At 68.6% G+C, this 22,251-nt stretch carries 24 protein-coding genes; 9 read left to right on the top strand and 15 right to left on the bottom strand.

Annotated features, from left to right (window positions below):
* Nucleotides 1-281: 281 nt before the first annotated feature.
* From cobM to ABZ412_RS16860, 6 genes are read right to left on the bottom strand one after another with little or no spacing between them, the layout of a single operon-like run.
* Complete coding sequence (gene cobM / locus ABZ412_RS16835; RefSeq protein WP_357281664.1) at nucleotides 282-1,040, bottom strand: precorrin-4 C(11)-methyltransferase; 759 nt, start codon at nucleotides 1,038-1,040, stop codon at nucleotides 282-284.
* A 22-nt stretch (nucleotides 1,041-1,062) separates the two neighbouring features.
* Nucleotides 1,063-1,422, bottom strand: coding sequence for a DoxX family protein (locus ABZ412_RS16840; protein WP_357281666.1), 360 nt, complete (start codon nucleotides 1,420-1,422; stop codon nucleotides 1,063-1,065).
* Complete coding sequence (locus ABZ412_RS16845) at nucleotides 1,419-2,027, bottom strand: TetR/AcrR family transcriptional regulator (RefSeq protein WP_357281667.1); 609 nt, start codon at nucleotides 2,025-2,027, stop codon at nucleotides 1,419-1,421. The genes ABZ412_RS16840 and ABZ412_RS16845 overlap by 4 nt, the downstream gene beginning before the upstream one ends.
* 48 nt (nucleotides 2,028-2,075) lie before the next feature.
* On the bottom strand, nucleotides 2,076-2,501 hold the full coding sequence (locus ABZ412_RS16850; RefSeq protein ID WP_357281668.1) for a PPOX class F420-dependent oxidoreductase: 426 nt from the start codon (nucleotides 2,499-2,501) through the stop codon (nucleotides 2,076-2,078).
* A gap of 18 nt (nucleotides 2,502-2,519) precedes the next feature.
* Nucleotides 2,520-3,155 carry a response regulator transcription factor gene (locus ABZ412_RS16855; RefSeq protein WP_357281670.1) on the bottom strand — a complete coding sequence of 212 codons (636 nt, stop codon included), beginning with the start codon at nucleotides 3,153-3,155 and terminating at the stop codon, nucleotides 2,520-2,522.
* On the bottom strand, nucleotides 3,152-4,306 hold the full coding sequence (locus ABZ412_RS16860) for a sensor histidine kinase (protein WP_357281671.1): 1,155 nt from the start codon (nucleotides 4,304-4,306) through the stop codon (nucleotides 3,152-3,154). Before ABZ412_RS16860 ends, ABZ412_RS16855 begins: the two co-directional genes overlap by 4 nt.
* A 129-nt stretch (nucleotides 4,307-4,435) precedes the next feature.
* Here ABZ412_RS16860 and ABZ412_RS16865 point away from each other — a divergent pair, with 129 nt between their 5' ends.
* Nucleotides 4,436-5,485 carry an ABC transporter permease gene (locus ABZ412_RS16865; protein ID WP_357281673.1) on the top strand — a complete coding sequence of 350 codons (1,050 nt, stop codon included), beginning with the start codon at nucleotides 4,436-4,438 and terminating at the stop codon, nucleotides 5,483-5,485.
* A gap of 35 nt (nucleotides 5,486-5,520) precedes the next feature.
* Entirely contained in the window at nucleotides 5,521-6,246 is a 726-nt protein-coding gene (locus tag ABZ412_RS16870) for an ABC transporter ATP-binding protein (RefSeq protein ID WP_357281674.1), read from the top strand.
* 75 nt (nucleotides 6,247-6,321) lie between these two features.
* On the opposite strand, the gene ABZ412_RS16875 is transcribed toward ABZ412_RS16870, so the two are convergent.
* On the bottom strand, nucleotides 6,322-7,290 hold the full coding sequence (locus tag ABZ412_RS16875; protein WP_357281675.1) for a YafY family protein: 969 nt from the start codon (nucleotides 7,288-7,290) through the stop codon (nucleotides 6,322-6,324).
* A 95-nt stretch (nucleotides 7,291-7,385) separates the two neighbouring features.
* Here ABZ412_RS16875 and ABZ412_RS16880 point away from each other — a divergent pair, with 95 nt between their 5' ends.
* From ABZ412_RS16880 to ABZ412_RS16890, 3 genes are all read left to right on the top strand, one after another.
* Entirely contained in the window at nucleotides 7,386-8,534 is a 1,149-nt protein-coding gene (locus tag ABZ412_RS16880) for an epoxide hydrolase (RefSeq protein WP_357281677.1), read from the top strand.
* A 37-nt stretch (nucleotides 8,535-8,571) separates the two neighbouring features.
* On the top strand, nucleotides 8,572-9,153 hold the full coding sequence (locus ABZ412_RS16885; RefSeq protein ID WP_357281678.1) for a TetR family transcriptional regulator: 582 nt from the start codon (nucleotides 8,572-8,574) through the stop codon (nucleotides 9,151-9,153).
* 285 nt (nucleotides 9,154-9,438) lie between these two features.
* Entirely contained in the window at nucleotides 9,439-9,789 is a 351-nt protein-coding gene (locus ABZ412_RS16890; RefSeq protein WP_357281680.1) for a DUF4254 domain-containing protein, read from the top strand.
* Nucleotides 9,790-9,818: 29 nt separating this feature from the next.
* On the opposite strand, the gene ABZ412_RS16895 is transcribed toward ABZ412_RS16890, so the two are convergent.
* Genes ABZ412_RS16895 through ABZ412_RS16920 form a run of 6 tightly spaced genes read right to left on the bottom strand, consistent with a single transcriptional unit; the run spans nucleotide 9,819 to nucleotide 17,859 of the window.
* Nucleotides 9,819-11,762 (bottom strand): acetoacetate--CoA ligase, encoded by a 1,944-nt coding sequence (locus ABZ412_RS16895; protein WP_357281682.1) that lies wholly within the window; start codon nucleotides 11,760-11,762, stop codon nucleotides 9,819-9,821.
* A 5-nt stretch (nucleotides 11,763-11,767) separates the two neighbouring features.
* Nucleotides 11,768-12,601 carry a CoA ester lyase gene (locus tag ABZ412_RS16900; RefSeq protein WP_357281684.1) on the bottom strand — a complete coding sequence of 278 codons (834 nt, stop codon included), beginning with the start codon at nucleotides 12,599-12,601 and terminating at the stop codon, nucleotides 11,768-11,770.
* Complete coding sequence (locus tag ABZ412_RS16905; protein ID WP_357281686.1) at nucleotides 12,598-13,131, bottom strand: MaoC family dehydratase; 534 nt, start codon at nucleotides 13,129-13,131, stop codon at nucleotides 12,598-12,600. The genes ABZ412_RS16900 and ABZ412_RS16905 overlap by 4 nt, the downstream gene beginning before the upstream one ends.
* Entirely contained in the window at nucleotides 13,128-14,288 is a 1,161-nt protein-coding gene (locus ABZ412_RS16910; protein ID WP_357281687.1) for an acyl-CoA dehydrogenase family protein, read from the bottom strand. The genes ABZ412_RS16905 and ABZ412_RS16910 overlap by 4 nt, the downstream gene beginning before the upstream one ends.
* Nucleotides 14,285-16,288: an acetyl/propionyl/methylcrotonyl-CoA carboxylase subunit alpha gene (locus tag ABZ412_RS16915; RefSeq protein ID WP_357281689.1), complete on the bottom strand. Its 2,004-nt coding sequence runs from the start codon at nucleotides 16,286-16,288 to the stop codon at nucleotides 14,285-14,287. Before ABZ412_RS16915 ends, ABZ412_RS16910 begins: the two co-directional genes overlap by 4 nt.
* A gap of 8 nt (nucleotides 16,289-16,296) precedes the next feature.
* Entirely contained in the window at nucleotides 16,297-17,859 is a 1,563-nt protein-coding gene (locus tag ABZ412_RS16920; RefSeq protein ID WP_357281691.1) for a carboxyl transferase domain-containing protein, read from the bottom strand.
* 112 nt (nucleotides 17,860-17,971) lie between these two features.
* Between ABZ412_RS16920 and ABZ412_RS16925 the strand changes: the two genes are divergently transcribed.
* The 3 genes from ABZ412_RS16925 to ABZ412_RS16935 all read left to right on the top strand — a co-directional run bounded on the left by ABZ412_RS16925 (nucleotide 17,972) and on the right by ABZ412_RS16935 (nucleotide 19,380).
* Complete coding sequence (locus ABZ412_RS16925) at nucleotides 17,972-18,565, top strand: TetR/AcrR family transcriptional regulator (protein WP_357281693.1); 594 nt, start codon at nucleotides 17,972-17,974, stop codon at nucleotides 18,563-18,565.
* 100 nt (nucleotides 18,566-18,665) lie between these two features.
* Nucleotides 18,666-19,076: a type II toxin-antitoxin system RelE/ParE family toxin gene (locus ABZ412_RS16930; protein WP_357281695.1), complete on the top strand. Its 411-nt coding sequence runs from the start codon at nucleotides 18,666-18,668 to the stop codon at nucleotides 19,074-19,076.
* Nucleotides 19,069-19,380, top strand: a complete 312-nt coding sequence (locus ABZ412_RS16935; protein ID WP_357281696.1) for a helix-turn-helix transcriptional regulator — start codon at nucleotides 19,069-19,071, stop codon at nucleotides 19,378-19,380. Before ABZ412_RS16930 ends, ABZ412_RS16935 begins: the two co-directional genes overlap by 8 nt.
* 331 nt (nucleotides 19,381-19,711) lie before the next feature.
* Here the strand turns inward: ABZ412_RS16935 and ABZ412_RS16940 are convergent, their stop codons facing one another.
* Nucleotides 19,712-20,479: an enoyl-CoA hydratase gene (locus tag ABZ412_RS16940; protein WP_357281698.1), complete on the bottom strand. Its 768-nt coding sequence runs from the start codon at nucleotides 20,477-20,479 to the stop codon at nucleotides 19,712-19,714.
* A 35-nt stretch (nucleotides 20,480-20,514) separates the two neighbouring features.
* Entirely contained in the window at nucleotides 20,515-20,958 is a 444-nt protein-coding gene (locus ABZ412_RS16945; RefSeq protein ID WP_357281699.1) for an SRPBCC family protein, read from the bottom strand.
* A gap of 65 nt (nucleotides 20,959-21,023) precedes the next feature.
* Between ABZ412_RS16945 and ABZ412_RS16950 the strand changes: the two genes are divergently transcribed.
* On the top strand, nucleotides 21,024-22,244 hold the full coding sequence (locus ABZ412_RS16950) for a TetR family transcriptional regulator (protein WP_357281701.1): 1,221 nt from the start codon (nucleotides 21,024-21,026) through the stop codon (nucleotides 22,242-22,244).
* The last annotated feature ends 7 nt before the right edge of the window (nucleotides 22,245-22,251 follow it).

Below are 22,251 nucleotides of genomic sequence, written 5' to 3' on the forward strand. Positions count from 1 at the left end.
CACCACGACCGCAGCGTTCCCCGCCGAAAAACCCGAACGGGACGCCACCGCTGCTGTGAGCGTGGCGTCCGGCGTTCGGGGCTTACTTCACCGTATTGAGACTCCCTGGGAGGTATCCCCCCAGCTGGCCGATCTTGTTACATGGGCGCGACCACACCCGCCGGCCATTGCCGGGTCGAAGACGCAATCTTGGTGACGGACACTCGGTCCAATCTACCGTCAGCGCGCAAGCCACAAACAGAAAGGGTCATAGCCGTCGGCTATCGTCCCTTTTCGCTGTTTCACCCTGTGATATGCGACCTATCGCGACCAGGGTCGTACAAGTGGGACTGGGCACAATCGATACTTTCGGCCAGCGCCGGACCCACCAGGATGACCGCCGCCTGCCGCAATCCGGCCGCCTCCACTCGATCCGCGATATCGGTCAGGGTGCCCCGGAGAATTCGCTGCTCGGGCTGGGTCGCGCGGTAGACCACGGCCACGGGGCAGGCACTGCCGTAGTCGGCGGTCAGCTCCTGCGCCAGGGTGCGGATCCGGGTGATGGCCAGGTGCAGCACCAGCGTGGCCCGGGTGCGGGCGAAGTTGGCCAGCGCCTCCGAATCGGGCATAGCCGTCGAGCGCGCGTGTGTCCGAGTCAACACCACCGACTGCACCTGTTCGGGCACAGTCAGTTCCGCCCCGAGCAAGGCCGCGGCGGCCGCGTACGCGGGCACCCCGGGCGTCACGTCCCAGGGTATCCCCAGCACATCGAGGCGTCGCTTCTGTTCGGTGAGGGCCGAATAGATGGAGGGGTCGCCCGAGCACAGCCGCGCGACATCCTTGCCCTCGGCGTGCGCCCGCGCGCAGTGCGCCACGATCTCGTCCAGATCCAGCTTCTGCGTATCGATCAGCTCGGCGTCGGGCGCGCAGTACGCCAGCACTTCCGGGTCCAGATACGTCCCCGCGTACAGGCACACCGGGGACCGGCGCAGCAGTTCGACCGCACGCACGGTCAGCAGATCCGCCGCCCCGGGCCCGGCCCCGATGAAGTGCACTGTCATCGGGCGAGTCTCGCACACCCGCTCAGGCGAACCGTCCGACCGCCACCAGCACCGCCACCACGAACAGCACCACGTTCGACAGCGACCGCCCGTACTCCCCGCGCCGCACGTGGGTCACGAACCCGCCGACCATCACCAGGGCCAGCCCCACCGCGGCGACCGGCGTCAGCACCTTCGCGATCCCGGTGGCCCACGGCAGCACCACCCCCAGGCCGCCCAGGATCTCCACGATCCCGATCCCCCGCACCGCGTTCCGCGACAGGTCGTCCACCCACGGCATCCCGCCGCGCAGTTTGTCCTTCTCGATCGCCGCCTTCGCGACGCCCCCGAGCACGAACGACGCCGCGAGCACGATCTGCCCGATCCACAGCCAGGTGTTCATTGGTCCTTCTCCTTGTCGTACATCCAGCTCGCGGCAACGGAATCCGCGACCCGGTCGATCAGCGCCCGATCCCCCTGCCCACCGAGCATGGTGAGCCAGAGGAAGACCGGTCCCGCGAATTGCGCGTGCGCCCAATCCAAGTCGGGCACCCCGGACAGATCCCCGCGTTCGACCGCCCGCTCGGCGACCGCCCGGATGAGCTCACGCTCGGGCAGCAGGCAGACGTCCTCGAACACGGTCTGCAGGGCTCCGTCGCGCATCAGATCCGCCATGAGCTCGGGCAGCACCGCCCGCACCCGCGGATTGCCCATGCGCTCGACGAAGTCGGCCGCGACCTCGTGCAGATCACCGCGCAGACTGCCGGTATCGCGGTACTCGCGCGGCCGCAGGTCCCCGATCAGATGATGCAGTGCGAGTGCGGCTTTGGACGGCCAGCGTCGATACAGCGCCGCCTTGCCCACCCCGGCCCGCGTCGCCACGTCCTGCACGCGCAGTCCGGCGTAACCCACCTCGGCGAGCAGGGCGACGGTCGCCTCGCGAACGGCCAGATCGGTCTCGGCCGACAGCGGCCGGCCCGGCCGCGGACCCTCGGATACGGAACTCACGGTTCCGAATTTAACATACAACGGAACTCATGGTTCCGAAATCGGTGATCAGCCGCTGACCTGGAAGTCGGTGAGGACCTTCGTCGGGAAGAGCCGGACGACGAGCTCCCCGGGGACGCCGTTCCGCTTCCCGAACTCCTCGGCCCGGTCCGCGCCCATATACCGGGCGGCGATATCGGTGGCCGTGCGGATCAGCTCGTCCCGATCCTCCGAGACCTCGGCCACGCCCTGCACCTGGACGAAGGAGTACGGGGGTGCGGCCACATCCACGCAGAGGGTGACGCGGCCGTCGCGCAGGATGGACCGACCCTTGGCCGTGTCCTTGCCGGTATTGAAGACGATGTGGTCATCCTCGACGATGAACCAGATCGGGGCGACCAGGGGTCGGCCGTCGGCGGCCACGAAGGCCAGCTTGCCGGTGCGGGTGCCTTCGGTGAGGAAATCGCGGACGCGCTGATCGGACAGTGAGGCCATGGGCGACACGGTACGACCTCAGATGGCTCCGCGCTCTCGAGCCCTGGCCACGGCGGAGGTTCGGGATTTCACGCCGAGCTTCGAATAGATGTGGACCAGGTGGGATTTGACGGTGGTCTCGGAGAGGAAGAGGCGTTTGCCGATCTCGCGGTTGGAATGGCCGTCGGCGACCAGGCGCAGGACTTCGATCTCGCGGGGGCTCAGGGTGGTGTCGGGTTTGCGGACCCGCGTCATGAGGCGGGAGGCGACCGACGGGGAGAGGACGCTCTCGCCTTCGGCGGCGGAGCGCACGGCCGCGAGGAGTTCGGCGGGTGGGGTGTCCTTGAGGATGTAGCCGACCGCGCCCGCCTCGATGGCGCCGAGAATGTCGGCGTCGGTGTCATAGTTGGTGACCACCAGGACGTTCGGCGGGTTCGCGAGGCCGCGCAGGGCGGCGGTGGCGTCGGCGCCGGACTTGCCGGGGCCGAAGCGGAGGTCCATCAGGACCAGGTCGACCTGGGTGGTGGAGCAGAAGGCCACCGAATCCTCGGCGGTGGCGACCTCCCCCACGACTTCGATGTCGTCGGAATCGGTTTCGGCGACGCTGGAGTCGAGGAGGGCGCGCAGGCCCGCGCGGACGATGGCGTGATCGTCGGCGAGGAGGATGCGGATCATTGGTCCTCCAGGGGGAAGTAGACGGTGACCGCGGTGTGGCCGGGTTCGGATTCGACATCCATGGTGCCGCCCTGCTGCTCCACGCGATTGCGCATGGCGTTCAAACCGAAGCTGCCCGACGGGGATTCGGCCAGTACGGCCGGATCGATGCCCACCCCGTCATCGACCACGTCGAGGTGCACGGCGTCATCGCCGTAGGTGAGGGTGACCCGCATCCGCTGAGCCTGCGCGTGCCGCACCACATTCGACACCGCGCCCTGCGCGATGCGGACCAGCGCGGCCTCGATCGGCATGGGCAGCGCCTGCGGATCGCCCTCGACGAGAACCTGCGCGTCCAGTCCGGGCGCGGCGGCCCGCTCCGCGATCCGGTTGAGCGCGCCCGCGAGGGACTGACCCTCCAGCGCGGCCGGCGTGAGTTCGGCGATGAGATGGCGGGTTTCGACGAGACTGTCGGCGGCGGTCTCCCGGGCCAGCCGAATCCGTTCCAGCGCCGGATGATCGGGGGCGGCCCGCTCGACGGCGTGCAGCAGCAGTTGAATACTGCTGAGCCCCTGCGCGACGGTGTCGTGGATCTCCTGCGCGAGCCGCTCGCGTTCGGCCATCTTGCCCGCGGTGCGTTCCTGTTCGGCGAGAGTCTCTCGGGTGGCGAGCAATTCGTCGATGAGCCGCTGCCGTTCCGCGGCCTCCCGGAACAGGGCTTCGTAGCCGAGCCCGATGGCGACCGCGACCAGCGCGCCCAGCAGCGGGCCGATCACACCGGCGACCGTCCACCCGCGGTGCGCGGCGAACCCGACGACGGCGACCACGGTCGCCGCGATCACCGCCACCACGCCCCAATAGCGCGGCAGCAGATGCAGATAGAGGAAGAAGAGACCGAAGACCAGGTAGACGGCCAGCGGGGCGACGAGCACCAGGGCCAGCCAGAGCAGTGTCAGCGCGGCGAGCCAGATCCGCGCTCCCACCAGGTTCCGGCGGAACCGGCCCCCGGTGAAGTAGACGCCGAGGAAGACCCCGGCCAGCACGACCACCAGCACCTGATGGGCCCCGGAGACGACCTCCTGCACCGCCACCACCACGGTCAACGCCACGACCAGCACGTGCAGCCCGAGCTGCAGTGCGGAGAAGACGGGAGTCAGGGGGGACCGGTGCACGCGACCAGCTTATGCCGGGCAATTACCCCGGCATCCATCGAAAGTAGGAAACGCCGCCGTGCCGTTGGCGGACCGGGATTCGTTCGGCGGCGCGATGGCGGGACGGGCTTTCCCGACGAGGGTGTAAGTATGTTCGTCGCATTCAGAGATCTGCGGGCGGCCCGCGGCCGCTTCCTCCTGATAACCCTGGTGGTCACGCTGGTCGCGCTGCTGGTCAGCTTTCTCAGCGGTCTCACGGCCGGTCTGGCGCACCAGAACATCTCCGCCATCGAATCGCTGAAGACCGACACCGTCGTCTTCTCCGACACCGGCTCCTCCCCCTCCTTCGACGCCTCCACGCTGAGCACCGAACAGGTGCAGACCTGGGAGCGCGCGGGCGGCACCGTCGACCCGATCGGCATCAGCCGCACCCGCGCCACCGTCAACGGCGCGTCCCCGACCCAGGTAGCGCTGTTCGGCGTCCAGGGCACCCCCTTCGGCAAGCGCACAGCTACCGAGCCGGGCACGGTGATCCTGTCCAAGGCGGCCGCGAAGAACCTCGACGCGAAGACCGGTGACACGGTCGAGCTGGGCTCGGCGCGCTACAGCGTGGCGGGCGTGACCGACGACGACTGGTACGCGCACACCCCGGTGGTGTGGATGACCCTGTCGGACTGGCAGGCGCTGAACCCGCATTCGGGCGCGGCCACCATCCTCGCGGTCTCGGGGGTGAGTGAGCAGAAGGCCCTCGACGCAAGCGCCCACACCACCACGACGAGCAGCAAGGACTCGCTGTCGGCCATGGCCTCCTACCAGGCCGAGAACGGCTCGCTGACGCTGATGACCGTCATGCTGTTCGCCATCTCGGCGCTCGTGATCGGCGCGTTCTTCACGGTGTGGACCGTGCAGCGGCAGCCCGATATCGCGACCCTGAAGGCCTTGGGCGCGACCACCGGATCGCTGATCCGGGATGCCCTGAGCCAGGCCCTGATCGTGCTGCTGCTCGGCGTCGGCGTGGGTGTGGGAATCACCGTCGTGGCCGGACTGTTCATGGGCGGCGCGGTGCCGTTCATCCTCAGCGCGAGCACCACGCTGTTCCCGGCGGCCGCCCTGATCGCGCTCGGCCTGCTCGGCGCCGCGTTCGCGCTGCGCTTCCTCGTCACCACCGATCCGCTGACCGCGCTCAACCAGGCCCGCTGATGACCACAATCCCTTTGCCTCCCAGGAGCATCGCGATGACCAACACACTGACCGTCTCCGACCTCACCCTCACCTTCCCGGACGGCGCGGAGCGCATCACCGCGCTCGACCGCGTGAACCTGCGCGTGGGCGGCGGCGAGATCGCCGCCATCACCGGGCCGTCGGGATCCGGCAAGTCCACGCTGCTGGCCACGGTGTCGACGCTGCTGCGCCCGGAATCGGGGCGCGTAGAACTCGACACCGCCTCCGGGACCGTGAATCTCGCGGAGCTGAGCCGTCGGGATGCGGCGACGATGCGGCGGAATTCGATCGGGATCGTGTTCCAGCAGTCCAATCTGATTCCCGCGCTGACCACGATCGAGCAGCTCGAGGCCATGGTGCACCTGGGGCAGAGTTGGTTCGTTTCGCCCGGCAAGCGGCGTGAAGTTCGCGCGCGGGCGCGGGATCTGCTGCACGCGGTGGGGTTGAGCGGCCACGAGAACAAGCGGCCGGCTCAGCTTTCCGGTGGGCAGCGGCAGCGGGTCAATATCGCGCGGGCGCTGATGAATGATCCGTCGTTGCTGGTGATCGACGAACCGACCAGTGCGCTGGATCAGGAACGTGGGGCCGCGATCATCGATCTGATCGTCGGGATCGTGCGCGAGCACGGTGCGGCCACTCTGCTCGTCACGCACGATCTTTCGCATCTGGATCAGATGGACAGCGTCTACCAGATGGTGGATGGCGTTCTTACACAGCAGAAATCGGCGATTGCCGCCTGAATTGCCCAGGGATACCGGACGGGGTCGCCACGACTGCGTCCGGTATCCAGCTTTCGGTCCGGCGTCGTGCGCTCTTCAGCTCTTGCCGTCGACCGCACGCGCCGCACGGTCACGAATCTTCCGCATCTCTTCCACCAGCTCGGCCGGACCGTGCACCGTGATCTCGACCCCCAACTGCAGCAAGCGATGCGCCACCCACTCCGGCAGATCATCGCGCCGCATGTCCAGCGCACAAGCCTCCGGCCCCCGTTCGACGATATCGCCCGGCCCCTCCCCCAGCCGACCGATCACGGCCGAGGCCGGAGCGGCGATATCTACCTGGAAGTGCAAGGACGATGTCCCCCAGTCGGTTCGATCGCCGATGATGTAGGCGGCGGGGTCTGCCGCGGGAAGCTCCCGGGGCAAGAACCGAGCCCCGGTGGCGAGCACTCGACCGACCCGGTCGGCTCGAAAACTCCGCCAATCGCCGCGGTCGAGGTCGAACCCGACCAGGTACCAGCGGTGCCTGTACGGCACGAGGCCGACCGGTTCGACATGGCGACGGGTCTCGGCGCCATTCGCCGCCTCGTACCCGAAACGGACGCGTTCGGTGTTGGAGATCGCCGCCGCCAGTGCGGTGAGTAGTTCCGGGTCCACGATATTCGCTCCCGCGCCCGGGGCGATGGTGGCGACACCCAGCACCCGCACTCGGCGACGCAGCTTGGCGGGCAGGACCTGTTCGAGTTTGGCGAGCGCACGGACCGAGGCCTCCTCGATTCCGGCGATGGCGGATCCCGCGGCGCCACGCAGGCCGACGGCGACGGCCACGGCCTCGTCGTCGTCGAGGAGCAGCGGCGGCATGGCGGCACCGGCCACCAGGCGATAGCCGCCGGTCGCCCCCATGGTGGCCTCGACCGGGTAGCCGAGGTCGCGGAGCCGGTCGATATCGCGGCGCACCGTGCGGTCGGTGACGCCCAGGCGGTCCGCCAGTTCGCTGCCGGGCCATTCGCGCGGGGTCTGCAGCAGGGACAGCAAACGGAGCAGCCGGGCCGACGTATCGCTCATGAATCCCATCCTGCGCTCCAAATAGGACAAGAATAGTCCTACATGCTTCGTAGCCTGGTCATCGAACCGCTGACCGAAGACCAAGGGGAGCCACGATGACCAGCGCCGATATCCGTCCGTTCCGCATCGCCGTACCGCAGTCCGAGCTCGACGACCTCCACGACCGCCTGGCCCGGGCCCGGTGGAGCGGGCAGCTACCGGGGCCGGGCCGGGAGCGTGGTGTGCCGGTGGATTATCTGCGCGAGCTGGCCGAGTACTGGCGCACCGAATTCGATTGGCGTGCACAGGAAGCGGCACTCAATGAGTTTCCGCAGTTCCGGACCGAGATCGATGGGCTGGATGTGCATTTCCTGCATGTGCGTTCCGAGGATCCGGAGGCCGTGCCGCTGATCCTCACGCACGGGTGGCCGAACAGCTTCGTGGAGTTCACGAAAACCATTCCGCTGCTGACGAATCCCCGGGCGCACGGCATGGAATCGGCGCAGGCGTTCCACGTGGTGATTCCGTCGGTACCCGGGTTCGGGTTCTCCGAGGGGCCGCGTGAGCCGGGGATGAAGCCGCGCCAGGTCGCCCGCATGTGGGTGGAGCTGATGGCGCGGCTCGGTTACCACCGGTACGGCGCGCAGGGCGGGGATCTGGGCGCGTACGTGGCGCAGGAGATGGCGATCGCCGACCCGGATCATCTGATCGGCGTGCACATCGACGGCGGTATCGGGATGCCGACCGCGGCGGATGTGCCCACCATGACGGCCGAGGAGCGCGCCGAATGGGATCTCATGCAGAAGTGGCAGTCCGGGGTGAACCACCACGTGCTGTTGCGGCAGGCGCCGCAGACCTTCGCGCACGGGTGGACCGATTCGCCGGTCGGGCTGCTGGGCTGGCTGGTGCACAAGTTCACCGAGTTCTCGCCACTGGCGGAACACCTCGAGGAGGCGGTGGACCGCGACCAGCTGCTGGCCAACGCGAGCGTTTTCTGGTTCACCAACACCGCCGCCACCTCGTCGTGGCCCATGTACAACGGCCTCGGCGACGACGGATTCACTTGGCCGGCGGGCCAGAAATTGGTCCCGATCGGCGTGTATTCCGGCGGGTCGCCGCTCATGCGCCGCCTCGCGGAACGGGACAACACCATCGCGTACTGGCCCGAGGGCAATACCGGTAACCATTTCCTCGCCATGGACGTGCCCCGGGCGCACACGGCCGATATCCAGACCTTTTTCGACCTCGTGTCACGGCAGCGTTAGCGGACCGGACGGTCCCGAAAGACGTAGGGTGCTCGTCATGGCGAGGACCAAGGAGTTCGACCCCGGCACCGCCTTGCACCGCGCGCTCGAATTGTTCTGGGAGCAGGGCTACGAGGCGACGTCGATGGCGGATCTGGTTGAGCATCTTGGGATTGCCAAGGCGAGCATCTACGGCACCTTCGGCGGTAAGCGCGACCTCTATCTGAAGGCCCTGCGGCGCTACCTCGAGACCACCGATCCGGCCATCATGGCGGAGCTGTCGCAGCCGGGTCCGGTACTGCCCGCGGTGCGCGGTCTGGTCGAGCGGTTCGTGCGTGAAGCCTCCAGTCCCGATTCATATCTGGGTTGCATGGTGGTGAACAGCGCGGTCGAACGGGCTCGCACCGACGAGGCGGTGGCGCGGCTGGTGGAGTCGAGCTGGGCGCACCTGGAAACGACGCTGACTTCGGCGTTGCTGCGGGCTCGCGCGCAGGGGGAACTGGCCGCGGATTCGGATCCGCGTTCACTTGCCCGATTCCTCCTGGTCTTCCTCCAGGGTGTCCGAGTTCTCGAGCGAACACCGGATTCCGCTGCGCGCCTGCGTGATGCCGCGCGGACGGCTGTATCCCTGCTCGGCTGAACGGATTTCCGATTCATCCACAGTTTTCACGACCCGTCGGATTCGAGACTGATCGTTCCACATAGGACAGGCTCACCGATTGATCTCCGGTTATGGCGAGGTTCCCCTAGCGGAATGGCAGTGGGCTGTTGAACCGGCAGACACGTCCCTGTCATCTGCGCTGACTACTGTGCTTGGAATTCGCAGGTAGCGGTATTAGGAGCAGTAGCGATGAGGGACACACTGCCATCCAAGAACCAAGTCCTTCAGGCTTGCCGTGGGACAGGTTTTCCCGGACATCCACTATTGCGCGCCGCGCACGATCTGACCGGACTTCACGAGCGCCTGCTCAGTGCCCGGCCGGAGCAGCTCACCGAACTCGATACGCGCCGTTCGAATTTGGTGCACGAGATCGACTGCTGGGTGACAGCGCAATTGCCGCCGTCGCACGGCGCGGCCCGCGTGCACACCGAGACGCTCGGCGCGGTCATCGACCGGCTGGCCAGGCTCACCGCCGCCGCCTACGCCGCCTTGGCGCGCGAATCCGGCCGGGATCTCACCGTGGCCTGGGAACATCTGGCCGAATTGGCCGTCGGCTACGAGGATTTGGCGTCGGAGGTGTGCACCGGGCGGCGACGCCTGCCCGGTGCACACTGAGAAGCGCCGCGCATCCCGCGGGCTTCCGGTTATCCGCGCGGCTTCTGGGCGGCGTACCAATCGAGGAGCTCGGGCACGTCGACGGCGGTGGGGGCCACCACGGTGGCGGCTTCCGCGCCCTGGAAGAGCTTCTTGATCGGCACTTCCAGCTTCTTGCCGGTGCGGGTGTGCGGAATGCCGGGGGCGGCGATGATTTCGTCGGGGACATGCCGCGGGGACACCTCCGCGCGAATGGTCGCATTGATCCGGCCGCGCAATTCGTCGGTCAATTCGACGCCGGGGGCGAGCACCACGAACAATGGCATCCAATAGCCGCCGTCCGGTTGTTCCGCACCGATGACCAGCGCTTCGGCGATCTCCGGAATGCGTTCCACCGCCTGGTAGATGTCGGCGCTGCCCATGCGGATGCCCTGCCGGTTCAGGGTGGAATCCGAGCGCCCGTGCACGACGATGCTGCCGTGGCCGGTGATGGTGATCCAGTCACCGTGCCGCCAGACGCCGGGGAACATCTCGAAGTACGCGTCGCGGTAGCGGGAGCCGTCGGCGTCGTTCCAGAACGACACCGGCATGGACGGCATCGGCTTGGTGATGACCAGCTCACCGACCTCGTCCCGAACCGGATTGCCCTGTTCGTCCCAGGCGTCCAAAGCCACGCCGAGATACGGGGCCGACAGTTCGCCCGGCCACACCGGCACGGTGCGGACGCCGCCGATGAACGCCGACACCACGTCGGTGCCGCCGCTGATCGAGGCCACCGGCACCCGCTCGCCGACATTGTCGCGCAGCCACAGTGAGGACGACGGCGGTAGCGACGAGCCGGTGATGCCGACCAGCCGCAGCGCGGACAGGTCGTGGTCGACGCGCGGCACCGATCCGGCCTTCGCGCAGGCCAGCACATAGCCGGGGCTGGTGCCGAGGACGGTGGCACGGGTGCGGGCGGCCAGCCGCCACAGCGCGTCCGGGGTGGGCGCGGCCGGGCTGCCGTCGTAGCAGACGATGGTGGCGCCGACCAGCAGTCCGGCGACCTGGAAGTTCCACATCATCCAGCTGGGGCTGGTGTACCAGAAGAACGTGTCCTCGGGCCCGATATCGGATTGCAGGGCAACGGCTTTCAGATGCTCCAGCAGCACGCCGCCGTGTCCGTGCACGATGCCCTTGGGCTTGCCGGTGGTGCCCGAGGAGTACAGCACCCACAGCGGGTGCGCGAAGTCCACGGCTTCGATGTCGAGGTCGACCTCCGCGTCACCCGGATCGACGTTCTCCCAGGCGATCGCGTCCGGCACGGCCGCGCCGATGCGCGACACCACGACGGTCCCGGCCAGCGAGGGCAGGCCCGCGCGCAGCGCCGCGATATCGGCGGTCTTGTCGTGCACCTTGCCGCCGAAGCGGTACCCGTCGGCCGTGACCAGTACCTTCGGCTCGAGCTGGCCGAGCCGGTCGAGGGCGGCCTGCGCGGAATAGTCCTGGCCGCAAGCGCTCCAGATGGCTCCGATGGCGGCCGTGGCCAGGAACGCGATGACGGCTTCGGCGATGTTCGGCAGGTATCCGGCGACCCGGTCGCCTGGGCCGACGCCCAGTGCGCGCAGGGTGCGCGCGAATGCGGCGGCGGTGGCGACCAGCGCGGCCCAGGAGATCTCGGTGATCTCACCGGTCTCGTCGACCGACAGGATCGCGGGCCGGTCGTCACGGACCTGCCGCAGCACCTGCTCGACATAGTTCAACCGCGCCCCCGGGAACCACCGCGCGCCCGGCATCTCCACGGAGCCGAGCACATCGCCGGCCCGTTCGCCGAGGTCGAAGTAGTCCCAGAGCGCGCCCCAGAACCCTTCCAGGTCGTCGATCGACCACTGCCACAACGCCTGATAATCCGGGAAGGACCGTCCCGTGCGCTTCTCGACGAACAGCGCGAAGCTGGTCACCTGGGCCTCGGCGAGATCGTCGTCGCTCGGCACCCACTGTGGTTCCACCGCCATACCTCCTACGACGCGTATCCCGCGCTGCCGGCCGCGTCGGCCCGCTGCACGATGCGCTCGGCGTGCCGGATGACCGGCATATCCACCATGCGCCCTTCGAAGGTGAAGACACCCCGATGGTTGGGTGCTTCCACCAAAAGCCTTTGCGCCCAGTCGACCTCCGTGGCGGCGGGCGCGTAGGCGGTCCGGATGACCGGCAGCTGACTGGGGTGGATGGCCACCTTGGCGTCGAAGCCGATGGCCACCGCGTCCGCGGACTCGGCGGCCAGCCCGGTCAGATCCGGAATGTCGAGGTACACCGAGTCCAGCGCGAACTTGCCGTACGCCTTGGCCGCCAGCAGCGACTGCGACCGCACGTGCCGGGCCACATCGCGATAGCCGCCGTGCGCGTGCCGGCTGGAATTGCCGCCGAGCGCGGCGACCAGGTCCTCCGCGCCCCACATGACGCCGATGGCATTGCGCACCATGACCGCCCGCCCGACGGCGAGCGCGCCCAGCGGGGATTCGATGAGCGCGATCACCTCGTAGTCGACGAGCCGCGTGATCTGCTCGGCCGATTCGCATTTGGGCAGCATGATGCGGCGGTATTCGGTGCGCACCAGAGCGTCCAGATCGAGCATGTGCTCGAGGGTGCCCGCGGCGTTGACCCGGACGACGGTGCGCTGCGGGTCCAGCGGGTTGGCGATCAGCGCCTCACGAGCGGACGCCTTGTCGGCCTCGGCGACGCCGTCCTCGAGGTCGATGATGACGACGTCGGCGGCGGCCAGGGCCTTGCCGTACCGCTCGGGCCGGTCCGCCGGGCAGAAAAGCCAAGCGGGACCGGGCATTTCCCAACTCATGCGGGTTCTCCCGGTGTGCTGGACATTGGATTCCGTCTGACGAGGGTCTTGCGGACGGCGGTGGCCACGATGTCACCGTGCTGATTGCGTCCCGTGTGCGCGAAGGTCACGATGCCCTCGCCCGGACGGCTCTTGGATTCCCGCAGATCGGTCACCACGGTCTCCGCGTACAGCGTGTCCCCGTGGAAGAGCGGCTTGGGAAAGGCGATGTCGGAGAAGCCGAGGTTGGCCACGATGGTGCCCTGGGTCAGCTGCGCGACCGACAGGCCCACCAGCGTGGACAGCGTGAACATGGAGTTCACCAGGCGCTGATGGAACGGCGGCAGCGCATCGGAGAACGCCGCGTCCAGGTGCAGGGCCTGGGTGTTCATGGTCAGCGTCGTGAACAGCACATTGTCGGCCTCGGTAATGGTTCGACCCGGCCGGTGCTCATAGACGACACCGATCTCGAACTCGTCGAACCACAAGCCGCGCTGGACGACCCGCTTCACCTCGACTGTCTCCGATGGACGCTCGCTGCGCTCGCTCACAGGCCGAGCTCCCGACCGATCAGCATCAACTGCACCTCCGTGGTGCCCTCACCGATTTCCAGGATCTTGCTGTCGCGATAGTGCCGGGCCACAGCATATTCGTTCATGAACCCGTAGCCGCCGAAGATCTGCGTGGCGTCGCGGGCATTGTCCATGGCGGCCTCGCTGGCGACCAGCTTGGCGATGGCGGCCTGCTTCTTGAACGGCTTGCCGGACAGCATGAGCGCGGCCGCGTCGTAGTAGGCGGTGCGGGCCATGTGGGCGCGCGCCTCCATGCGGGCGATCTTGAAGGCGATGGCCTGGTTGCTGCCGATCGGGCGGCCGAAGGCCTCGCGCTCCTTGGCGTAGCGGACGCTCTCGTCCACGCAGCCCTGGGCCGCGCCGACCGACAGCGCGGCGATGGCGATCCGGCCCTCGTCGAGGATGCGCAGGAAGTTGGCGTAGCCGCGGCCGCGCTCGCCGAGCAGGTTCTCGGCGGGCACCCGGACGTCGACGAAGCTGAGCGGGTGGGTGTCGGAGGCGTTCCAGCCGACCTTGTTGTAGGCGGGTTCGGCGGTGAAGCCCGGGGTGTCGGCGGGAACGATGATCGTGGAGATCTCCTTCTTGCCGTCCACTCCCCCGGTGACCGCGGTGACCGTCACCAGCCGGGTGATGTCGGTGCCCGAGTTGGTGATGAACTGCTTGGAGCCGTTGATGATCCAGCTGTCGCCGTCGAGCACCGCGGTGGTGCGGGTGCCGCCCGCGTCGCTGCCCGCGCCGGGCTCGGTCAGGCCGAAGGCGCCCAGTGCGCGCCCGCTGGCCAGCAGCGGCAGCCACTCCGCCTTCTGCTTGTCGTTGCCGAAGCGGTAGATCGGCATGGCGCCCAGCGAGACACCGGCCTCCAGGGTGATGGCGACGCTCTGGTCGACCTTGCCGAGCTCCTCCAGCGCCAGGCAGAGCGCGAAGTAGTCGCCGCCCATGCCGCCGAACTCCTCGGGGAAGGGCAGGCCGAACAGGCCCATGTCGGCCATGCCGGAGACGACCTCGTACGGGAAGCTGTGCTCGGCGTCGTGCTTGGCGGCGACCGGGGCAACCACCTGGTTGGCGAAGTCGCGGACGGTGAGGGCGAGTTCGCGGTACTCGTCCGGAAGCGTTCCGGTGGACAGGAAATCGGTCATGACTGGGTGTTCTCCTCGGCGATGATGCGAGCCAGCGGCTGTTCGAGTTTCACCTGCGCGCCCGGCTCGACCAGCATTTCGACGCGGCCGGCGATGGGGGCGGTGAGGGTGTGCTCCATCTTCATGGCCTCTACGACCACGATGGGGGCGCCCGCCGCGACGACATCGCCGTCGGCGGCGGGGGTGGCGATGACCGAGCCCGGCATGGGGCTCTGGATCTCGGCGTCGCCGACGTGGGCGTCGCCGCCGCGGACATCGGCCTCGGCGACCTCGCGCAGCAGGGCGGTGCCGGAGCGGTCGGCGACCCAGAGGTGCCCGGGCGCGGTGGCGACCCGGTAGCGGCCGCGCAGACCGTCGATGGCGAGGGTGAGCGTGTCCCCGTCGGAATCGACGGTGAGGGTGCGCCGCTCGCCGTCCTCGATCCAGGTGGTGGCCCGGTCCGGGGTGCCGGAGAAGAACACGTGCGCGGTGCGGTCGCCGCCGATCAGGCGGATGCCGAAGGGCGCATGCGCGCCGACCCGCCAGCCGGTGGGCAGTTGCCACGGATCCACCGGACCGTCCGGCCAGTGCCGCAGCCACAGCCGCGCGGCGGCCGCGATGAACTGCTCGTCGGTGACGGCGGCGGGGACGAAGTCGGCGGCGCGGCGATCGAGCAGGCCGGTGTCGAGCTGTCCGGCGAGGACCTCCGGATCGGCGAGCAGGAAGCGCGCGAAATCGGTGTTGGTGCGCACGCCGAGGATCTGGGTGTCCCGCAGGGCCGCATCGAGTGTGGCGATGGCCGCGCCACGATCAGCGGCGTGGGCGATGACCTTCGACAGCATCGGGTCGTAGTCCGAGCCGACCACGGTGCCGGCGCGCAGGCCCGAATCCACCCGCACCCCCGGGCCTTCCGGCTCGGACAGGGCGAGCACGGTGCCGCCGGTGGGCAGGAAGTCGCGGCCCGGATCCTCGGCGTACACGCGCGCCTCGATGGCGTGCCCGGTCAGGCGCACGTCCTCCTGCGCGGCGGCCAGCTTCTGCCCGGCCGCGATCCGCACCTGGCATTCCACCAGGTCGACTCCGGTGACCAGCTCGGTGACCGGATGTTCCACCTGGAGCCGGGTATTCATTTCCATGAAGAAGAACTCGTCCGGCGTGTCCGCGGAGACGATGAACTCGACCGTGCCCGCGCCGACGTAGTCGACACTGCGCGCGGTGTTGCAGGCGGCCGCGCCGATACGCGCCCGGGTCTGCGCGTCCAGCAGCGGCGAGGGCGCTTCCTCGATCACCTTCTGGTGGCGGCGCTGCAGGCTGCATTCGCGTTCGCCCAGGTGCAGCACGTGACCGAACTGGTCGGCCAGGATCTGCACCTCGATGTGGCGGGGCTTGGTGACGAAGCGTTCCAGGAACAGGGTGTCGTCGCCGAAGGCGGCGCCGGCCTCGCGACGGGCGCTGACCAGGGCGGCGGGCAGATCGGCCGGGTCGTCGACGCGGCGCATGCCCTTGCCGCCGCCACCGGCGGACGGCTTGACCAGTACCGGATAGCCGATCTCGGTCGCGGCGTCGATCAATTCGGCGTCGGTGAGGCCGGGCTTGGCGATGCCGGGCACCACGGGCACGCCGTATTCGGCGACCGCGTTCTTGGCGGTGATCTTGTCGCCCATGATCTCGATGGCGCGGGCGGACGGGCCCAGGAAGGCGATGCCCGCGGCGTCGAGCGCGGCCGCGAAGGCCGAGTTCTCCGACAGGAAGCCGTATCCCGGGTGCACGGCCTGCGCGCCGGAACGCACGGCGGCGGCGACCACCTTGTCGATGTTCAGGTAGGACTCGCGGGCGGCCGCCGGGCCGAGGCGCACCGCGGTGTCGGCCTCGCGCACGTGGCGGGCATCGGCGTCGGCGTCGCTGTAGACGGCGACCGATCGGATTCCCATGTCGCGCAGGGTGCGAATGACCCGGACCGCGATCTCGCCGCGATTGGCGACGAGGACGGTATCGAACACTACGGGCTGAGCTTTGTTCATCAAGGTCATCACATCCGGAAGACGCCGTAGGAGACGGGCTCGAGCGGGGCCTGCGCGCAGGCCGAGAGGGCCAGGCCGACAACGGTTCTGGTGTCGGCCGGGTCGATGACGCCATCGTCCCAGAGGCGGGCGGTGGAGTAATACGGATTGCCCTGGGCCTCGTACTGCTCGCGGATCGGGGCCTTGAACTTCTCCAGGTCCGCTTCCGACTGGTCGCCGCGCACGGTCGCCAGCACCGAGGCCGCCTGCTCGCCGCCCATGACCGAGATGCGGGCGTTGGGCCACATCCACAGGAAGCGCGGCGAATACGCGCGCCCGCACATGGAGTAGTTGCCCGCGCCGTAGGAGCCGCCGATCACGACGGTCAGCTTCGGCACCCGGGCGCACGCCACCGCGGTCACCATCTTCGCGCCGTGCTTGGCGATGCCGCCCGCCTCGTAGTCGCGCCCGACCATGAAGCCGGTGATGTTCTGCAGGAACAGCAGCGGGATCTTGCGCTTGTCGCACAGTTCGATGAAATGCGCGCCCTTCATGGCGGATTCGGCGAACAGCACGCCGTTGTTGGCGACGATGCCGACCGGGTGGCCGTGGATCCGGGCGAAGCCGGTGACCAGGGTCTTGCCGTATTCGGCCTTGAATTCCTGGAACGCGCCGCCGTCGATCATGCGGGTGATGACCTCGCGCACGTCGTAGGGGGTGCGCAGGTCCACCGGCACCACGTCGTACAGCTCGTCCTGCGGCGCGATCGGGTCCACGGTTGGCGCGACATCCCACGGCGTCGGCGTCTTCGGGCCCAGCGTGGCCACGATATTGCGCACGATCCGCAGCGCGTCCTGATCGCTCTCGGCCAGGTGGTCGGTGACGCCGGAGGTGCGCGAGTGCAGGTCGCCGCCGCCCAGCTCCTCGGCGGTGACGACCTCGCCGGTGGCCGCCTTCACCAGCGGCGGGCCGCCCAGGAAGATGGTGCCCTGATTGCGCACGATGACGGTCTCGTCGCTCATGGCGGGGACGTACGCGCCGCCCGCGGTGCACGAGCCCATGACCGCGGAGATCTGCGCGATCCCCTTGGCGCTCATAGTGGCCTGGTTGAAGAAGATGCGGCCGAAGTGCTCACGGTCGGGGAACACCTCGTCCTGCCGCGGCAGGTACGCACCGCCGGAGTCGACCAGGTAGACGCACGGCAGATTGTTCTGGAGGGCGACTTCCTGGGCGCGCAGGTGCTTCTTGACCGACATCGGGTAGTAGGTGCCGCCCTTGACCGTCGCGTCGTTGGCGAGGATCACGCACTCGCGCCCGGAGACCCGGCCGATGCCGCCGATCATGCCCGCGCCCGGGCACTCGTCGTCGTACATGCCGTTGGCCGCCAGCGGCGACAACTCCAGGAACGGGCTGCCGGTGTCGAGCAGCTGGTCCACGCGCTGGCGCGGCAGCAGCTTGCCGCGCGCCAGGTGCCGTTCCCGCGACTTCTCCGGCCCGCCCAGCGAGCTCACGGCCAGCCGCTCCCGCAACTCGTCGACCAACGCCAGGTGCGCGGCCCGGTTCCCGGTCCGCGTCTGTTCGGTCAGCGTCATTCGCTCCGCCTCCCCGATCGGCCGATCCGGCCCATTCGGTTAGTCACCAATAACTGGAAAATAAGATAATCTTCATTAACTGAGTTGTCCAGCACCGGCGAAAGGAGCCACGGTGAACAGTGCGACGGAACCCGTGGGGCTGACCCGGCGCGAGCAGCTCAAGGCGCAGCGTCGGGAACAGCTGCTGGAGGCGGGTGCGCGGCTGATCGCGGACCGCGGCTTCCTCGGCATGCGGCTCGACGATCTGGGCGCGGCAGCCGGGATCAGCGGGCCCGCGGTGTACCGGCACTTCCCCAACAAGGAGGCGCTGCTGGTCGAGCTGCTGGTCGGGATCAGTCAGCGGCTGCTGGACGGCGGCCGCGCCGTGGCGCAGGCCGCGCGTTCAGCGCGCGAGGCGCTCGACGGCCTCGTGGATTTCCACCTCGACTTCGCCCTCGGCGAGCCCGAACTCATCCGCATCCAGGACCGGGACCTGGAGAACCTGCCGGAGTCCGCCCGCCGCCAAGTGCGACGTACCCAGCGACAGTACGTCGAGGTGTGGGTGGCGGTGCTGCGCGAACTGCGCCCCGACCTACCCGAGCAGGCCGCCCGCGTCCAGGCCCACGCAACCTTCGGCCTGATCAACTCAACCCCCCACAGCGCCCCAGCCAGCGCCACCAAGGCCCGCCCAATCCTGCGCCGCATGGCCCTCGCCGCCCTGAGCTGAGCACTCGAAACATGACCCTGACGTAGCGGTTCGAGTCCCCTTAACTCCACAAACAACGAAGCCGCAGGTCAACTCTTGCGGCTTCGTCGCATGTGCGGTCATGCGCGAATGCTGCGCCCAACGCCTCGCCCTCGCGGCGCACCGCTTCCTTGCCGTCGAGGTCGAACCCGAAGTGGCCGAATGGTTGCGGTCACTATCGGACCGCGACTTCGGTCGTGTCGACACCTACGTCGGGATGCTCGCCGAGAATGCTGAGACGTTGGGTGAACCGTGGTCCCGCAACCTTGGCGACGGGGTACGGGAACTCCGATTTCACCTGCATCCCAGAGAGATGCGCATTACCTACTGGTTGGCACCGGACCGCAGGGTTGTGCTGTTGACGGTCTTCCGGAAGACCCGGATGCGGGAGACTGCGGAGGTGGACCGGGCAAAGGCGCTGCGGAAGATGCGCGAAAGCGAGCATGAGCATGCCCGAAACAGCTTCGATCGAAAGGTAGACGGAGATGGCTGAGCACACATCGATGAACGAGCTACGAAACTCGAGGGTCGACCGACCGGAGTTCGATTCCGACGAGTACGACGCCGGGCGTCAGGAAGCACGGCTGGCGATCGAATTCGCCAATGCCATCCGTGAGCGACGCCTCGAACTCGGGCTTTCGCAGACGCAACTGGCGCAGCGGGCCGGGCTGCGTCAGCCCGAGGTGTCCCGGTTGGAATCCGGTGGCGGCACACCCACTATCGGCATGTTGGAACGGTTGGCTCACGCGCTGGAACTGCGGTTTGTCGCGCGGTTCGAGAAGAACGATGCCGCATGATCGTCGACGATCATGGGTGAGGGCGAAACGGTCGTTGGCTCATCGGTGCCCGCCCGTCGTGGCGCGGCGGGCACCGACCGCGCGGATCGCGATGTCCGGCCCTCGACCAGCACCGCACGGTTCGTATGCTGGTCCGTCAGGTCCACTCATATGGATCCGCAGGTTGGAATGCCTGCGGATTCTGTCTTGTGCAACAGCATCCAAACCGCGTAGTGGTTGGCTGCCAACCTGCTCAGGCGGAGCGCCAGGCCGGCAAGGCCTTCGGCAAGCGAACCGTATGTGCCCAGCTTATCGCCCGGTGCGGGCCTTCCGGTTTCGCCGCCAACAGTTTTCAGTTCTTCGATGCGCCGCTGATCCGGTTCTGAGCGGCAGCGAGGCGGGCGGCGAACTCCGGCGACTCCAGCGAGGCGAGCTGCGGGACCACCTCGGTGCTGACCGCTTCGGCGTGGGTGGGCAGGGCACGGGTGGCGCGCATGGTGCGCTTGGTGGTGATGAGCAGCTCGCGCGGGACTTCCGCTGTCGCGGAGGCGTATTCGACGGCGGCGGCGACCAGGGCGGCGTGGTCGCCGTCGACGACCCGGTGCACCAGTCCGGCCGCCGCCGCGTCGTGCGCGTCGAGCACCTCACCGAACAGCGTCATGGCCGTCGCCTGCTGCGGGCCCACCGCGCGCTGCAGCATCCAGGTCATGCCGCCGCCGGGGTGGATGCCCAGGCGCAGGAAGCGAGCGTCGAAGCGGGCGTTGGGATTCGCGAAGCGCAGGTCCGCGGCCAGGGCCAGGTTCAGGCCCGCCCCCACGGCCTGCCCGCCGACGGCGGCGATGGTCGGCAGTGTGCAGCGCGCCACCGCCAGGAAGCCTTCGTAGATGGCCCGCAGGCCCTCTTCCTTCGCCTCGCCCAGCGCGGTCAGGTTGGCGCCCGCGCAGAAGGCGGGGGGCGTGCCGGTGACCACCAGGGCGTGCACCGATGTATCGGCCTCGGCGTCCGCCACCGCGTCCGCGAGATCGGCGGATAGATCCAGCGTCAACGCATTCCGCTTGTCGGGGTCGTGCACCGTCACCAGCGCCACGGAGCCCAGACGCTCCACCTTGATCTCGGCCATGGCCCCAGATGGTAACGGCGCGCGGGGCGCCGCGTTCACGCACCGCGCAGTTCGCGCGCGGCGGTCCGCAGCACCATGTCGAAGCTGAGGCTCACCACCGGGGCCGACAGGAAGGTCCACAGCGACGCGAGCACGGGCGCGGCGACCTCGAAGGTCGTCGACCAGCGCACCAGCGTGCCGCCCTCGACCGGCTCGCAGCTGATCCAACCCTCTTGATGCCGCAGGCGCGGAACGGATTTCAGCCCGCGATACCGCATCAGCCGGGGCGGATCGTATTCGGTGATCTCCTGGGTGAGCCGCATGAGCGGGGTCACCACCAGCCGCACCGCTCCCACGCCGTTGCCCGCGGTATTACCGGGACGGACCAGCGTGACGCGGCGGACGAACGGAACCCGTTGATAATTCGCGACATCGGTGAGCCAGTCGAAGACATCCGCGGGCGGGGCGGCGATGGTGCGTTCGACGTCAACCGTGCGCATCCCGGCAGACTACCGAGATCGGCGGCGGGACGTCGGCCGAAAGGCCTGGTGATTACCATTGCGATATGACCGTCGAGGAGCAGCCGCAGCGCGTGATCCGCCGCCGCCCGAAGAATCGGCGCGCGCAGATCGCCGCCACTTCGGCCGCCGCCTTCGGATCACTCGGCTACCACGGCGTGAGCATGGAGGACATCGCCACCCGGCTCGGTATCTCCTCGGCCGCCCTGTACCGGCACTATCCGAGCAAGTACGCGCTGTTCCGGGAGGAATTGCTCCGCCTGTCGCGGCTCACCGCCGAGGCGGCGACGCTGCCCGACGAGTCCGAGGGCCTGTCCCCGCGCGCCCGGCTGAACCGGGTGCTGGATCGGATGATCGCCGAGACCATCGCCAATCGCGCCACCGTCACCCTGGTGCGCTGGGAGCGCCGCTATCTCGACGACACCGATCGGCAGATCCTGGAGGAGCAGTTCATCGTGGCACTGACCACGTTGCGCGCGCTCATCGCGGACGTGCGGCCCGAACTCGACGGGCACGACCGCGCGGTGCGGGCGGTGTCGATGCTCAGCGTCATCTCCAGCATCGGCGACCACCACGCCACCCTGCCCGCGAAATCGCTGACGGCCCTGCTGCATTCGGCCTGCGACGCCATCCTCGACACCGAGCTGCCGCCGGAGGGCACCGCGGCGGAGCCCCCGCGGGCGGTGGAGATCCCGCGCAGTTTCAAGCACGAGCTGCTGTTGAAGAAGGCGGTGGAGCTGTTCCACCAGCGCGGCTATCCCAATGTGAGCGTGGAGGACATCGCGGCGGCGGCCGATCTGTCGGCGGCCTCGGCGGTGTACCGGTACTACCGCAGCAAGGGCGACCTGCTGGCCGCCGCGTTCCGCCGGGCGGCGGACCGGGTGTCCGGGGCGATCGGCCCGGCGGTGGCGACCTCGTCGACTCCGGCCGAGGCGCTGCGCAAACTGGTGGATCTGTATGTCGCGGGATCGTTCGCCGAGCGCGAGCTGACCTTCGTGTACTACGCCGAGTTCGGCCATGTCTCGGCCGAGGAGCGCACGATGCTGCGCAATGTGCAGCGGCTCATCGTGGCCGAGTGGGTGCGGCTGCTGGTGGCGGTGCGCCCGGAACTGTCCGAGAGCGAGGCGCGCATCCTGGTGCAGGCCGGATTCGGTCTGGTGGTGGATCTGGGGCGGGAGTTCGGCGGTCACGCGTCGATCTGCCCGCCGCCCAGGGTGATCCGGCTGATGGAGGTCACCCTGTTCGGCGCGGACGCACCGCAGCGCTGAGCCTTCT

Source organism: Nocardia sp. NPDC005746 (assembly GCF_040630785.1).
Taxonomy (GTDB): domain Bacteria; phylum Actinomycetota; class Actinomycetes; order Mycobacteriales; family Mycobacteriaceae; genus Nocardia.

Bases quoted from the DNA above. Each gene is read 5' to 3' on its own strand.
- cobM (WP_357281664.1), bottom strand. From the start codon at position 1,040: ATGACAGTGCACTTCATCGGGGCCGGGCCCGGGGCGGCGGATCTGCTG.
- ABZ412_RS16855 (WP_357281670.1), bottom strand. From the start codon at position 3,155: ATGATCCGCATCCTCCTCGCCGACGATCACGCCATCGTCCGCGCGGGC.
- ABZ412_RS16850 (WP_357281668.1), bottom strand. From the start codon at position 2,501: ATGGCCTCACTGTCCGATCAGCGCGTCCGCGATTTCCTCACCGAAGGC.
- ABZ412_RS16875 (WP_357281675.1), bottom strand. From the start codon at position 7,290: ATGAGCGATACGTCGGCCCGGCTGCTCCGTTTGCTGTCCCTGCTGCAG.
- ABZ412_RS16920 (WP_357281691.1), bottom strand. From the start codon at position 17,859: ATGACGCTGACCGAACAGACGCGGACCGGGAACCGGGCCGCGCACCTG.
- ABZ412_RS16940 (WP_357281698.1), bottom strand. From the start codon at position 20,479: ATGGCCGAGATCAAGGTGGAGCGTCTGGGCTCCGTGGCGCTGGTGACG.
- ABZ412_RS16935 (WP_357281696.1), top strand. From the start codon at position 19,069: ATGGCTGAGCACACATCGATGAACGAGCTACGAAACTCGAGGGTCGAC.
- ABZ412_RS16885 (WP_357281678.1), top strand. From the start codon at position 8,572: ATGGCGAGGACCAAGGAGTTCGACCCCGGCACCGCCTTGCACCGCGCG.
- ABZ412_RS16930 (WP_357281695.1), top strand. From the start codon at position 18,666: ATGCGCGAATGCTGCGCCCAACGCCTCGCCCTCGCGGCGCACCGCTTC.
- ABZ412_RS16880 (WP_357281677.1), top strand. From the start codon at position 7,386: ATGACCAGCGCCGATATCCGTCCGTTCCGCATCGCCGTACCGCAGTCC.
- ABZ412_RS16945 (WP_357281699.1), bottom strand. From the start codon at position 20,958: ATGCGCACGGTTGACGTCGAACGCACCATCGCCGCCCCGCCCGCGGAT.
- ABZ412_RS16950 (WP_357281701.1), top strand. From the start codon at position 21,024: ATGACCGTCGAGGAGCAGCCGCAGCGCGTGATCCGCCGCCGCCCGAAG.
- ABZ412_RS16840 (WP_357281666.1), bottom strand. From the start codon at position 1,422: ATGAACACCTGGCTGTGGATCGGGCAGATCGTGCTCGCGGCGTCGTTC.
- ABZ412_RS16895 (WP_357281682.1), bottom strand. From the start codon at position 11,762: ATGGCGGTGGAACCACAGTGGGTGCCGAGCGACGACGATCTCGCCGAG.
- ABZ412_RS16915 (WP_357281689.1), bottom strand. From the start codon at position 16,288: ATGAACAAAGCTCAGCCCGTAGTGTTCGATACCGTCCTCGTCGCCAAT.
- ABZ412_RS16910 (WP_357281687.1), bottom strand. From the start codon at position 14,288: ATGACCGATTTCCTGTCCACCGGAACGCTTCCGGACGAGTACCGCGAA.
- ABZ412_RS16900 (WP_357281684.1), bottom strand. From the start codon at position 12,601: ATGAGTTGGGAAATGCCCGGTCCCGCTTGGCTTTTCTGCCCGGCGGAC.
- ABZ412_RS16865 (WP_357281673.1), top strand. From the start codon at position 4,436: ATGTTCGTCGCATTCAGAGATCTGCGGGCGGCCCGCGGCCGCTTCCTC.
- ABZ412_RS16870 (WP_357281674.1), top strand. From the start codon at position 5,521: ATGACCAACACACTGACCGTCTCCGACCTCACCCTCACCTTCCCGGAC.